The following is a 13,540-nucleotide window of genomic DNA, read 5'->3' as shown; positions in this document are numbered from 1 at the left end:
CCGACAAACTGGCCGTCAAAAGTCGTGCATTCAAATCCGGAAGGCTCTGAAGGGTTCATCATGCGCGTTGGTTCGCTCGGAGCCTTCCATTGTTCTATGGGCTTGGAACGCAAGAAGATGGAGCGCACCGCCAGCGTGGGAAGTGGGACTAAAGGCCCGGCTGGCGGAAAGAGCCGTTCGCTGTTGCGGCTGATCGCTTCGGGGAATCCCCTGAGCAGAACGAGTTGGACGAAGTCGTCTCCAATCCAAGCACTCCACACGGAGGGCCTTCTGCCGGGGCGGCAAAAATCTTCTGCGCTTCAATCGAAGCGTGAGAGGAAGCTAAATACCTTCTCCAAGCAGAGCGCCTTTTCTTCGACATGCGGCATGTGACTCGAGTTCTCAAATAGCGCCCACTCGCATCCCCTGATCTTGTCGACATAGGGCCTCACAACGAGCGGCGTGGCCTCGTCGTATTTGCCTGAAATCAGGAGGGTAGGGGCTTCTATGAGATGCAGACGGTCTTCGATCGTCCAGTCCTTCATCGTGCCGATGACGTGGAATTCGGTCGGCCCGTTCATGTTGCGGTAGACGGTATTGTCTTCGTCCATGATGGCGAAGGTGCGCGCGACTTCGGGAGGCCATGGCGAAACGCGGCAGACATGGCGGTCGTAGAAGACCCGCGATGCGGTGATGTATTCAGGATCGGTGATCGTACCGGCCTTCTCGTGCTTCAAAAGCGTGTCCTGTACATCCTGCGGCAGTTCCTCGCGCAGTCGGTTTGCTTCCGCAACCCAGGTGTGCATGTTGGCCGGCGAATTGGCGATGACAAGCGCCTTCAGCCCCTTCGGCCGCCGCACGGCGTGCTCGGCGCCGAGCATGCCGCCCCAGGACTGGCCAAGGAAGGCGTAGCGATCCTGAATGCCCAGGTGGTTCAGGAGCGCGTCCAATTCGTCGAGGAAAAGACCAGGGGTCCAGAAGTCCGGCCCTTTTTCCGGCAGGCGGGTGGAATTGCCATTGCCGAGCTGGTCGTAGTGAATGACCGGCCGTCCGTCGATCTCGGTGATGCCCCTGAAGCTGTCGACGTAGTCATGCGTGCAGCCGGGACCGCCATGGGCGACGACAAGCGGCAACTTGCAGCTGTCGAGCGACCCGGTGACGCGATACCAGGTTCGGTATTCGCGAAAGGGCAGGAAGGCTTCCTTCGACGCAATTGCGTTCACGTGCTTCTCCGTGTCGTGGCGATGGATGGAAAAGCATAACGCGGCTGCAAGAGGCGTGGCAGCTATCACAAGTTATAGGATGGGCGGTCCTCGAGCAGCCGGTAATGAGTGGCGCGCACGACCGCCTGGGTGCGGTTCTTAGCGCCGAGCTTCTTGGCCGCAGCGTTAAGGTGCATGACCACGGTGGGAACGGAGCGGTCGATGACGCGGGAGATTTCCTTGGCCGAAAGGCCCTCGGCGGAATAGCGCAGGCATTCGCGCTCGCGCTCCGTCAGCCTCGCCTTGCCGGTGCTGAACGTCTTCGGATCGAAGAGCGAATAGGCGGCCTCATGGAAAACGTGTGCGAGGAGGTTGAAGTCGGCGATGTAGCGCAGCGCGTGCCCTTCGAATTCACGGTCGCCGCCGAAGCGCACACCGGTCACGGTTGCATAGTCGCCGCGTGGCATATGCACTGGCACGGTAACGCCGGTCGACATGTCTCTTTCGCTTAGATAACGCGCGACCGGGGCTGTGTCCTCGGTCATGAAACGGCGGATCAGCGTGTCTGCCGCCGCATCGTAATTCCAGAAGAAGGGAGTGGACGTGCGCAGCGCCACCTGCTGGACCGGATCGATGCGGAAATAACCGTGATTGAACCAGTAGTCATGCATGTCGTCGGAAATGTTGCGTAGTTTCAGCAGCGATGGAATCATGATTTCGCCGTCGAGATCGTAGGGCACCGGCGTATAATCGTAGATCAGCGCCTCGAAACCGATCGCCTTCATCGCTTCGAAGACCTGGTCGATCCGACCGTCCAGCGTTTCATGATCCGTGAACTGTCGTCTGATCGTGCCGATTTCGTCAATCATCGCTGGCTCCACAGGCCTCGAGCCGATCCTATCACTTCTTATAGCTGGCGCCCGACATCGTTTGAGGTAAAAATTAGCAGTGCCCAAATATTAAGCAAGCATTTTCTTCGTCGGAGTGGTCAATGTGGCGTGAGATCGAGCCCGATGCTCGACTTGAGATCGAAGTCGATGGCCACAAGGTCGTGGCCTACAGTTTCGGGGATGGAGCGGAGACGGTTTTCTGCCTCAATGGCGGGCCGGGACTGCCTTGCGACTATCTGCGCGAGGCGCATTCCTGTCTGATCGATCAACGCTACCGCGTCGTCGCCTTTGATCAACTCGGGACCGGCGCGTCGGACCGTCCGACCGATTCATCGCTCTGGACGATCGGCCGCTATGTCGAGGAAACCGAGACCGTGCGCAAGGCGCTCGGGCTCGGCAAGGTGCACATGCTCGGTCACTCCTGGGGTGGGTGGCTGGCGATCGATTATTCGCTCACCTATCCTGGCAACCTGCAGACGCTGATCCTTGAGGATACCGTTGCGGACATGCCGCATCTGATCCTGGAACTAGAGCGGTTGCGTGCGGCACTCGGGCCGGAAACGGTGGCGATGATGCAGAAGCACGAAGCCCGGGGCACGTACGACCACCCCGAATATCTCGCCGCCGTCACCATTCTCAATTATCGCCACGTGTGCCGCCTGATGGAATGGCCCGCACCTGTTCGCCGATCGCTCGGCGACTGGAACATGGGGCCCTACGGCACCATGCAGGGCCCGAACGAATTCCTCTATACCGGCAACCTGAAGGACTGGAACCGCGTTCCGGATCTGCCGTCCATGACGGTCCCGACATTGATCACCTGCGGTGAGCACGACGAATTGACGCCTGCCTGCGCGCTGAAGATGAAACTCGCCATCCCGAACGCCGAACTGAAGGTGTTCGCCAACGCAAGCCACATGCCCTTCTATGAAAACCCGGCGGACTACTATCCGGCACTTCTCGATTTCCTGGCACGCAACAGGTCGAACTGATGCATAAGCTTGCAGACGATAGCATCAGACGACGGAGGCAACGGTATCGCCATGCATCGCTATAGGTTCGTTTTCCGAAGGCCTCTCCAGTTCCTGCCGGTCATCGCCGGCATCAGCATCATCACCTTCGTGCTGGTGAGGCTGATTCCTGGCGATCCGGCCCGCGTGCTGCTCGGCACACGCGCCACGCCGACGGCGATCGCCAATATCCGCGCCCAATATGGCCTCGATGAGCCGATCTGGCTGCAGTATCTCTATTTCCTTAGAAACCTCGCCAACGGCGAGATGGGAAAGTCGATCCTCTACAAGATCGACGTGCTCAAATTGATCGCGACGCGTATCGAGCCGACGATCGCACTCGTCATTTCGAGCGTCGTGCTCTCCGTCATCATCGCCGTGCCGCTCGCGGCAATCGCGGCGCGCAACGCCGGGCGGGCGCCGGATCATTTCGTGCGCATCATTTCGACGTTCGGCATCGGATTCCCGCCCTTCTGGCTTGGCCTGATGCTGATCATCCTGTTCAGCGTCAAGCTCGACCTGCTGCCGGTGTCCGGTTACGGATCGACGATCGCCGACAAGCTCTCTCACCTCATTCTTCCGAGCCTCACCATCGCGCTGTCGCTGTCGACCGTTCTGACACGCAGCCTCAGGACGGCGATGATCGAGGCTCTGAAATCGGATGTGGCGACGGCCGCCCGCGCTCGCGGCATGCCTGAGCGCATCGTCTTCTGGCGTCACGTGGTGCCGAACTCGCTGGTGCCGACCATCAACCTGCTCGCCGTCAACACCGGCTGGCTGATCGGCGGAACCGTCGTCATCGAGAGCGTCTTTGCGCTACCGGGCATGGGGCAGTTGCTGGTGCGCGCCATCTTCTCGCGCGACTACATGGTGGTGCAGGGCGTCGCCATGGTCTTTGCCTGTGCAACGGTGCTCGTCAATTTCCTCGCCGACATTGCCACCGTCGCGGCCGATCCGCGGGTGAAGCTATGAGTACGATGGCCGTCTCATCCAGTGTTGCGGGCTGGCGAACGTTCCTGGGCAGGCGCACCATGCTCATCGTCGGTGCATCGATCTTGGTGTTCTTCATTCTCGTGGCAATCGCGGCGCCGCTGATCGCGCCGTACGATCCGATCCTTCAAGACAGCAATGCGCGCCTGCAATTGCCGTCCCTCCTGCATCCCCTCGGTACCGACAACTTCGGTCGCGATATCCTCTCACGCATCATCTGGGGTGCACGGATCGACCTGCAGATCGCGGTGATCGGTGTCGCCTTTCCATTCCTGATCGGCACGGTCGTCGGCACGGTCGCCGGCTTCTTCGGGGGCATCGTCGATGCGATCTTCATGCGGATCGTCGACATCATCATGGCCTTTCCCTTTCTCGTGCTCATGCTGTCGATCATCACTATCCTCGGGCCGGGCCTCGGCAGCTTCTACATCGCCATGGCTCTCGTCGGTTGGGTCTCATACGCACGGTTGATCCGAGCGCAGATCCTTGTCCTGAAAAACAGCGATTACGCCGTGGCAGCGGTCAGCCTCGGCTTTGGTCGCATGCGGATCATGTTCCGCCACCTGCTGCCGAACGCCATTGCCGGATCGATCGTGTTTTCGATGTCCGATGCCGTGCTCGTCCTGCTCAGCGGCGCTGCTGTCAGCTATCTCGGGCTCGGCGTCCAGCCGCCGGTTGCCGAGTGGGGCGTCATGGTCGCCGAAGGCCAGAGCTTCATCACCACAGCCTGGTGGATCACGTTGTTTCCGGGCCTTTCCATCGTCTTCCTTGCCTTCGGTTTCAGCCTTCTCGGTGATGCTTTCGGCGAGTTGCTCGGAGTGCATGAATGAGCGCCTCCGTCCTTTCTGTTCGCGGTCTCACGGTCAAGGCGCATCTCGACCATGAAACGCGCACGCTGCTCGATGCCGTATCGCTCGATCTGGCAAAGGGTGAGATACTTGGGCTGGTCGGCGAAAGCGGTTCCGGCAAGAGCCTGTTCTGCTGCTCGCTAATCCGTTTGCTTCCATCCTCCCGGTTGAGGATCGAAGACGGCTCAATCCTTCTCGAAGGGCGCGACCTGACTGCCGTTAGCGATACCGAGATGCTCGACATCCGCGGCAGCGAGATCGGCATGATCTTCCAGAACCCGACGAGCCATCTCGATCCGGTGATGAGGATCGGCGATCAGATTGCCGAGGGCATCCGCTATCATCAGGGCCTCGACGGGAGGGCAGCCCGTGCGGCCGCGATCGAGATCCTGTCGCAGGTCGGTTTTCCAGACCCGCCTCGTCACTATGACAGCTATCCGCACGAGTTGTCCGGCGGCATGCGCCAGCGCGCCATGATCGGCGTGGCGCTGTCTTGCAATCCGAAGATCCTGATCGCCGACGAGCCGACGACCGCGCTCGACGTGACCATCCAGGCGCAGATCCTGCAGTTGCTGATCGAACTTCGCGACACGCGCGGCCTGTCGATCATCCTCATCACCCACGATCTCGGCATCGTAGCGCAAACCTGCGACCGGATCGCGGTCATGCGCAACGGCAGGCTTCTGGAGCAGGGCCCGAAGCGGCAGATCCTGTCGCACCCGCAGGACCCCTACACGATCAAGCTCATTCACAGCCACCCGTCGATGCCCGATGGCGCTCCTGTAGCAAGAAGCGCCGCACTGCCGACGACGGCGGCGGTGAAGCCGATACTGGAGATTGACGACCTGCATGTGCGCTTTCCGATCGGCGGCAGCCTTTTCAAGGGAAGCGCGGCAAAGACCGTCAGTGCCGTCTCCGGCATCAGCCTGCAGATCATGCCGGGCGAGACGGTCGGCATTGTCGGGGAATCGGGCAGCGGCAAGAGCACGCTCTCACGCGCGATACTGGGTCTGACGCCGATCTCCTCCGGGCACATCAGTTTCGACGGTGCCGATCTTGCCCTGCAGAAAAGCGCGAGCTTGGCGAAGCTCAGGCGCGAGGCCGCCATGGTCTTCCAGGATCCGTTCAACGCCTTGAACCCACGGATGACCATCGGCCAGACCATCGGCGAGGTGCTGGCAGTGCGTGGCGAGGTCCCGAAGGCGGACATCCCCGCGCGGATCGGAGAATTGCTGGATCTCGTCGGGCTCGAGCGCGAGTTCGCCAAACGGAAGCCCCGCTCGATGAGCGGCGGCCAGTGCCAGCGCGCCGGCATCGCCCGCGCACTTGCCGTCGATCCGAAGCTGATCATCGCTGACGAATGCGTGGCTGCGCTCGACGTCACGATTCAGGCGCAGATTATCGACCTGTTCCGCGAGCTGGCAGCAAGCATGAACCTGACGCTGCTGTTCATCGCGCATGACCTGGCCATCGTCCGCAATCTCTGTGCGCGCACGATCGTCATGTATCGCGGCGAGGTGGTCGAAGACGGTCCGTCGGAAGAGATCTTCGCGCGTCCGAAACACCCTTACACCGCTCGACTGGTGGCAGCGATCCCGGACATCAACCCGGACAGGCCACTGCTTGGCGATACGCGAACTGCCTCTGACAATATCCTATCCATCAAACGCATTCGATAATAACGAAGGGAACGGCATCATGAACAGGAAGTGGAAATCCATCGGGCTTGCGGCCTTTGCCGCTGCCCTCAGTCTCAGCGCCAGCTTCGCCGAAGCTGCCGGCGTGTTGAGCATCGGCCGTCGCGAGGACTCGACCACGTTCGACCCGATCAAGTCAGCCCAGAACGTCGACAACTGGGTGTTCTCCAACGTCTTCGACGTGCTCATCCGCGTCGACAAGACCGGCACCAAGCTGGAGCCGGGTCTGGCCGAGAGCTGGACCGTCTCCGGCGACGGACTGACCTACACATTCAAGATCCGCGACGCGAAATTCTCCGATGGTTCGCCGATCACGGCCGAGGATGCAGCCTTCAGCCTTCTGCGTATCCGCGACAACAAGGCTTCGCTTTGGAGCGACAGCTACAAGATCGTCGAGACCGCGGAGGCGACCGATCCGAAGACGCTCACTGTCAAGCTGAAGACGCCGTCCGCGCCGTTCCTGTCAACGCTGGCGCTTCCAAACGTTTCGGTACTGTCGAAGAAGGCCGTCGAGGCTGGTGAGGACGCCTTTGCTGAATTGCCGACCGCGTCGTCGGGCGCATTCACCGTCAAGGAATGGCGGCGCGGCGAGCGCGTCATTCTCGAAAAGAACCCGAACTTTTGGCAGGCGGACCGCGTAAAGCTCGACGGTGTCGAGTGGATCTCGGTGCCTGACGACAATACCCGTATGCTGAACGTACAAGCCGGCCAGCTCGATACGGCGATTTTCGTGCCCTTCTCGCGGGTCGAGGAACTGAAGAAGGATGCCAATCTCAACGTACTGATCGACACCTCGACACGTGAGGACCATCTGCTGATCAACCACGAGCACGGCGCGCTCGCCAAGAAGGAGGTGCGTCAGGCACTCGACATGGCGATCGACAAGAAGGCGGTCGTCGATACCGTCACCTTCGGCATCGGAACTGTGGCCAACTCCTATATCCCGAAGGGGTCGCTCTATCACTACGACGACAACTATCAGTATCCCTACGATCCGGAAAAGGCCAAAGCGATGCTGGCCGAGGCCGGCGCGTCCGACCTGGCGTTGAACTACGTGGTGAATGCCGGCAACGAAGTCGACGAGCAGATCGCCGTTCTTCTGCAGCAGCAGCTTTCCAAGGCCGGCGTCACCGTCAACCTGCAGAAGGTAGACCCGAGCCAGAGCTGGGACATGCTGGTTGCCGGCGACTACGACATTTCGGTCATGTACTGGACGAACGATATTCTCGACCCGGACCAGAAGACGACCTTCGTGCTCGGTCACGACACCAACATGAACTACATGACCCGCTACAAGAGCGACAAGGTGAAGGATCTGGTGGCCGCAGCCCGTCTGGAACTCGATCCGAAGAAGCGCGAAGCCATGTATGTCGAAATCCAGAAGACGGCCAAGGACGACGTCCACTGGATCGACCTCTATTACAGCCCCTACATCAACGTCTCGCGCAAGAACATCGAAAACTTCTACCAGAACCCGCTCGGCCGTTTCTTCCTCGAAGACACCGTGAAAAACTGATGATGCAACAGCCAGGCGCCGCGGCGTCTGGCTGGGCCATGACAAAAGGGCAGGCAGATGTTGTCAGCTTCCATGGTCCCGCGCCTTGAACCGAGCAGGTGATATCGGTGAAAGCCGGCGGTTTTTTCCCGCTTGACTTGCTACTAATGTCTGTATTTTAATCAAGCCTGCGGATTAGGCAGGTTTGGATCCGCGTTTCACATGACTTTGATGTCGCTGGGCAGTTTCGCCCCATGACGCCCCGCAGATGAGCGGGATGAGCGTCATGGGGTTTTCGTATTTTGGGCTATGATGAACGACGCGCTGAAGATCGGTATTCTCTACTCCGCCACCGGCCCCTATGGGGCGATGGGCGTGGATGCCCGTGACGGTGCGATGCTTGCCATCGAGGACAGCGTCAAGCGAACGGGTCGCGTCATCGAACCGCTGTTCTATGATCCGCACGCCAGCCTGCAAGCGTATCTTGACGGCGCGCAGCAGATGTTGCGCTCCGATTGCCGCCATATCGTCGGCACGATCACATCTGCGGCACGCAAGGAAGTCATTCCACTGGTCGAGAAGCATGACGGCCTGCTGTGGTACATGTGCCCCTACGAAGGCTTCGAGGCGAACGAGAGCGTCATCTATCTCGGCGGCTGCCCGAACCAGCATCTGATCCCTGCCTTCGAGTACCTCATTCCCCGCTACGGCGCGCGACCCTATCTTGCCGGTGCCAACTATGTCTGGGGCTGGGAGATGAACCGACTGGCGCGCGAACTGATCGCCAATGCGGGCGGCGAGGTTCTCGGCGAGCGCTACCTGCCGCTGGAGGAAACGGCGGTGGATCGAATCATCGCCGAAATCGCACAGCGCCGCCCGAGCTTCGTGCTCAACAATCTCATCGGGCCGTCGAGCTACGCCTTTCTGGAGGCAATGAAACAGCTCGGTGATAACGATCCCGCCTTCCGTCCACAGAACTGCCCCGTCGTCAGCTGCGATCTGATGGAATGCGAACTCGAGTTGATCGAAAAGGGATCTGCCACCGGCCAGCTCTGTGCAGCATCCTACTTCGACACGCTCGACACGTACGAGAACCGCGAATTCAAGACCCGCGCTGCGCTGCGTTATGGCCGGGACCGGCGCATCTCCAGCGTCTTCGCCAGCGCCTATGCAGCCGTCGATCTCTGTATTGCCGCGATCCTGTCTGCGGGCAGTGACGAGCCCGCTGCGGTGCGCCGTGCCGTTTACGGCCGAACATGGGACTCTCTGCTCGGGCCGTTGCAAATCGACGGACGAACCAATCACGCAGCGCTACCGTTTCATCTCGGACGCATCAGCGACGACAACGGCTTCGATATCATCGCTTCCCGCCCGGCGCTTGCCGCCGACCCCTATCTCACCAGGCGCGGCACCTCCATGCCTGCCAAGCTGAGGGTCGTGTCATGAGCAGGACGCCGAATTTCACAGGTTGGCTGGCCGTGATCCTGCATCGCGAAGACAGCAACACCGACAGGTTGGAGCGTCAATTCGGCCTGCTTGGCATCCGGGCCACGCGCCGCTGGGAGCCGCTCTCGACATGGGCAGAGGCCGATCTCGTTCTGGTCGATGCCGATCAGGGTTGGGATGATCTGCTACCGCAGACCGAAGGCGCATCAGGTAAGCCGCTGGTGGCCTTGCTCGGTTCCGAAGCGCCCGGCCGTATTGCCTGGGCCATGGAAAAGGGTGCAAGCGCGATCATACCGAAGCCGGTTGCCGCGTCCGCCATCTTTCCGGCTCTGGTGATGGCAGTGTCGATCCATCAGGAACGCCGTGTCGTTGCCGACAAGCTGCGCTATCTCGAACAGCGCGTCCGCATGCGGCCTCTGGTGCATGCGGCGGTCGAAAAGCTGCGTGCCGTCCGGGGGCTCGATGAAGAGAGGGCATACGGCATGCTCCGCGACTGCGCCATGCAGCGTCGCCTGACCATGGAGCAACTCGCCGCAATCGTCCTTGGCGGGGCGGAACCCCTGCCGGAGGTCGGTTGATGGGCATACTTCGCTCGCTATCGCGGCAGCCCACTGCGCTGTTCGGGTTGGTGATTGTCGTTGCGGTCGTGGTGCTGGCGCTGGCCGCACCGCTGATCGCGCCTTTCAGTCCCGACGACCAGATGTTCGACGGCCTGACGCTCGAAGGCGCGCCCATGCCGCCGGGCGGGCAATTTTTGCTCGGCACGGATACGCTCGGCCGCGATCTCTTCTCGCGCATGCTGTTTGGCGCGCGCACGTCGCTGATCATCGGCATCGTCGCCAATGGCATCGCCGTGTCCATCGGCCTGTTTGTCGGCATCGTCGCGGGGTATCTGCGCGGCCTGCCGAGCAACATCCTGATGCGCTTCACGGATCTGATGATGGCCTTTCCGGCGCTGCTGCTCGCCATCGTATTGGCCGCGCTCTTGAAGCCCAGTCTGTGGATCGTCGCCATGGTGATCGCGCTGGTCAACTGGGTGCAGGTGGCGCGCATCGTCTATACCGAGACGCGCGGCCTCGTCGAGCGTGATTTCATCATGGCTGAACGTTCGCTCGGCGCCGGTCACGGCCGTATCCTGCTTTTGCATATCCTTCCACATCTGGTGCCAACAGCGATTGTCTGGGGTACGCTCGGCATCGCAACGACGGTGCTGCTCGAAGCCACGCTGTCCTTTCTCGGCATCGGCGTCCAGCCACCCCAACCCTCCTGGGGGAATATCATCTTCGAAAGCCAGAGCTACTTTCAGGCGGCTCCGTGGTTGGTCTTCTTCCCCGGTATGGTCATCCTCGTGACGGCGCTTGCCTTCAATCTCGTCGGCGATGCCCTGCGCGACATTCTCGATCCGACGCAGCGGGGCAGGGGTTGATGGCCTTCGTCCTTCTCCGCCGCCTCGGGCAGGCGCTTCTTATTCTCCTCGGTGTCGCCGCCATCACCTTCGTGCTGCTTTATGCGCTGCCGGCCGATCCGGCACGGATGATCGCAGGTCGCAGCGCCACCGCGCAGACTGTCGCTTCCATCCGCCACGAACTCGGCCTCGACCAGCCGCTGATCATTCAGTTCTGGACCTATCTTTCCGGGCTCCTGCACGGAGATCTCGGTCGCTCATATGCACAGAAGACGGAAGTCTGGACACTCATCGTCGCGCGTCTGCCGGCAACGCTGATCCTGATGGCCGCCGGCATCACCGTCGAGGTCGTTCTTGGCATCACCTTTGGCACCGTCGCGGCGGTGAAGCGCGGCGGTACTGTCGACCGCCTTGTGATGATGGCCTCCTTTGTCGGCGTTTCGGCGCCGCAATTTGTCGTGGCGCTGCTGCTTCTCTATGTCTTCGCCGTTACGCTCGGCTGGTTTCCGATGAGCGGATACGGCAGCTTCGCGCATGTTGTGCTGCCGGCAACGACGCTTGGCGTGCTCGGCGCCGGCTGGTACGCGCGCATGGTGCGTTCGGCGATGATCGACGTGCTGAACCAGGACTATGTGCGCACGGCCCGCGCCAAGGGCTTGTCGTCGCGCCGCATTATCTTGCGCCATGCCCTGCCTAACGCCATCCTACCGATCGTGGCGATGATCGGTATCGATATCGGTCAGTTCATGGGTGGCGTCGTGGTGGTGGAGGCGGTCTATGGCTGGCCCGGCATCGGCCAACTGGCCTGGCAGGCAATCCAGCAGGTCGACATCCCGATCATCATGGGCGTGACGCTGACATCGGCACTCGCCATCGTGACCGGCAATCTTCTTGCCGACCTCATTGCGCCCTTCATCGACCCACGTATCAGAACATCCTGACCAGAGAAAAAAGGGGAACTCACAATGCTCAGACGCTGGCTACTCGGAACGACCACCGCCGCAGCGATCATACTCGCACCTCTGGCCGTCATGGCTGAGGGCAAGGACATCGTTGTTACCTACAAGGACGACATCGTCACGCTCGACCCGGCGATCGGCTACGATTGGGTCAACTGGTCGATGATCAAGAGCCTCTATTCGCGCCTGATGGACTACGAGCCTGGCACGGCCACCCTCGTTCCCTCGCTTGCCGAAAGTTTCGAGGTCGCGCCCGACGGGCTCACCTACACCTTCAAGCTGCGCAAGGGCGTAAAGTTCTCGAGCGGCCGCGATGTGGTCGCCTCCGACGTCAAATATTCGATCGAGCGCGCCGTCGATCCGAAGACGCAAGGCCCCGGTGCCGGCTTCTTCGGCGCGATCAACGGTTTTGAAGATCTGACCGGCGGCAAGGCGACAGGTCTTGCGGGTATCGAGACCCCCGACGACGGCACCGTCGTCTTCAAGCTCTCCAGGCCGGACGCGACCTTCCTGCATGTGCTGGCGATCAATTTCGCCTCGGTCGTGCCGAAGGAGGCCGTCGAGGCCGCCGGTGGCGATTTCGGCAAGAAGCCCGTCGGTTCGGGCACCTTCGTCCTCAAGGACTGGGTGATCGGCCAGAAGCTCGTCTTCGAAAAGAACCCGGGCTATTACATCAAAGATACGCCGAAGATCGATGGCTTCACGGTCGAGGTCGGCCAGGAGCCGCTCGTCGCGCTGCTGCGCCTGCAAAAGGGCGAGGTCGATATCGCCGGCGACGGCATTCCACCGGCCAAATTCCTGGAAATCAAGAATTCGCCCGACGGTGCGCAGATGATCGTCGATGGTGAACAGCTCCACACCGGTTATGTGACGCTGAACACGAAGGTGAAGCCTTTCGACGACCTGAAGGTTCGTCAGGCAGTGAACCATGCGATCAACAAAGACCGCATCGTACGCATCCTGAATGGCCGCGCGACGCCCGCCAAGGAAGTGTTGCCGCCATTGATGCCTGGTTACGACAGCGACTATTCGGGCTTTGCCTATGACGTCGCCAAGGCGAAGTCGCTGCTTGCCGAGGCCGGCCTTGCCGATGGCTTCCAGACCGTGCTTTACGCGACCAACACCGATCCGCAACCGCGCATCGCGCAGGCGATCCAGCAGGATCTTGCCGCGGTCGGCGTCAAGGCCGAAATCCGCGCGTTGGCACAGGGCAACGTGATCGCCGCAGGCGGCACCGAAGGCGAGGCGCCGATGATCTGGTCGGGTGGCATGGCCTGGATCGCAGACTTCCCCGATCCCTCCAACTTCTACGGCCCGATCCTTGGTTGCGCTGGCGCCGTGCAGGGCGGCTGGAACTGGTCGTGGTACTGCAATGGCGAGCTCGACAAGCGCGCGACGGCGGCAGATGCCATGTCGGATCCGGCGAAGTCCGGGGAACGCGTGGAAGCCTGGAAGAAGATCTTCACCGACGCTATGAACGATGCGCCGTGGATCCCCGTCACCAACGAACGCCGTGTCGTTGCCAAGTCGCTGCGCATGGGCGGCGAAAACAACATCTACATCGACCCGACCCGCGTTATCAACTACGACGCGATCTTTGTGAAGTAACGCCAAGGGTC

At 61.0% G+C, this 13,540-nt stretch carries 12 protein-coding genes; 10 read left to right on the top strand and 2 right to left on the bottom strand.

Annotated elements, in window-relative coordinates; genetic code table 11:
• Nucleotides 1–299 precede the first annotated feature (299 nt).
• Together K9B32_RS15840 and K9B32_RS15835 are read right to left on the bottom strand one after the other, a co-directional pair.
• Nucleotides 300–1,202, bottom strand: coding sequence for a proline iminopeptidase-family hydrolase (locus K9B32_RS15840; protein WP_224563678.1), 903 nt, complete (start codon nt 1,200–1,202; stop codon nt 300–302).
• A 65-nt stretch (nt 1,203–1,267) separates the two neighbouring features.
• On the bottom strand, nt 1,268–2,050 hold the full coding sequence (locus K9B32_RS15835; RefSeq protein WP_224563676.1) for a LuxR family transcriptional regulator: 783 nt from the start codon (nt 2,048–2,050) through the stop codon (nt 1,268–1,270).
• Nucleotides 2,051–2,172: 122 nt separating this feature from the next.
• On the opposite strand from K9B32_RS15835, the gene K9B32_RS15830 reads away from it, so the two are divergent.
• From K9B32_RS15830 to K9B32_RS15785, 10 genes are all read left to right on the top strand, one after another.
• Nucleotides 2,173–3,063, top strand: a complete 891-nt coding sequence (locus K9B32_RS15830) for a proline iminopeptidase-family hydrolase (protein WP_037119099.1) — start codon at nt 2,173–2,175, stop codon at nt 3,061–3,063.
• A gap of 51 nt (nt 3,064–3,114) precedes the next feature.
• The gene (locus tag K9B32_RS15825; RefSeq protein WP_224563674.1) at nt 3,115–4,053 is read left to right on the top strand and encodes an ABC transporter permease; all 939 of its coding nucleotides are present in this window, start codon (nt 3,115–3,117) and stop codon (nt 4,051–4,053) included.
• Nucleotides 4,050–4,901, top strand: a complete 852-nt coding sequence (locus K9B32_RS15820; protein WP_224563671.1) for an ABC transporter permease — start codon at nt 4,050–4,052, stop codon at nt 4,899–4,901. The genes K9B32_RS15825 and K9B32_RS15820 overlap by 4 nt, the downstream gene beginning before the upstream one ends.
• The gene (locus K9B32_RS15815; RefSeq protein ID WP_224563669.1) at nt 4,898–6,598 is read left to right on the top strand and encodes a dipeptide ABC transporter ATP-binding protein; all 1,701 of its coding nucleotides are present in this window, start codon (nt 4,898–4,900) and stop codon (nt 6,596–6,598) included. Before K9B32_RS15820 ends, K9B32_RS15815 begins: the two co-directional genes overlap by 4 nt.
• Nucleotides 6,599–6,617: 19 nt before the next feature.
• Complete coding sequence (locus K9B32_RS15810) at nt 6,618–8,132, top strand: ABC transporter substrate-binding protein (RefSeq protein WP_224563667.1); 1,515 nt, start codon at nt 6,618–6,620, stop codon at nt 8,130–8,132.
• Between the two features lie 291 nt (nt 8,133–8,423).
• Nucleotides 8,424–9,557 carry a transporter substrate-binding protein gene (locus tag K9B32_RS15805; protein WP_224564039.1) on the top strand — a complete coding sequence of 378 codons (1,134 nt, stop codon included), beginning with the start codon at nt 8,424–8,426 and terminating at the stop codon, nt 9,555–9,557.
• A complete protein-coding gene (locus K9B32_RS15800; RefSeq protein WP_224563666.1) occupies nt 9,554–10,135 on the top strand; it encodes an ANTAR domain-containing response regulator in 582 nt (193 codons plus the stop codon). The genes K9B32_RS15805 and K9B32_RS15800 overlap by 4 nt, the downstream gene beginning before the upstream one ends.
• Nucleotides 10,135–10,983 (top strand): ABC transporter permease, encoded by an 849-nt coding sequence (locus K9B32_RS15795; RefSeq protein ID WP_224563665.1) that lies wholly within the window; start codon nt 10,135–10,137, stop codon nt 10,981–10,983. Before K9B32_RS15800 ends, K9B32_RS15795 begins: the two co-directional genes overlap by 1 nt.
• Entirely contained in the window at nt 10,983–11,903 is a 921-nt protein-coding gene (locus K9B32_RS15790) for an ABC transporter permease (protein ID WP_224563664.1), read from the top strand. Before K9B32_RS15795 ends, K9B32_RS15790 begins: the two co-directional genes overlap by 1 nt.
• A gap of 24 nt (nt 11,904–11,927) precedes the next feature.
• Nucleotides 11,928–13,529: an ABC transporter substrate-binding protein gene (locus K9B32_RS15785; protein ID WP_224563663.1), complete on the top strand. Its 1,602-nt coding sequence runs from the start codon at nt 11,928–11,930 to the stop codon at nt 13,527–13,529.
• Nucleotides 13,530–13,540 lie beyond the last annotated feature (11 nt).

It is taken from the genome of Rhizobium sp. 3T7 (assembly GCF_020166565.1).
In the GTDB taxonomy this organism is placed as follows: domain Bacteria; phylum Pseudomonadota; class Alphaproteobacteria; order Rhizobiales; family Rhizobiaceae; genus Rhizobium.
This window is presented reverse-complemented; position numbering and strand designations above follow the sequence as displayed.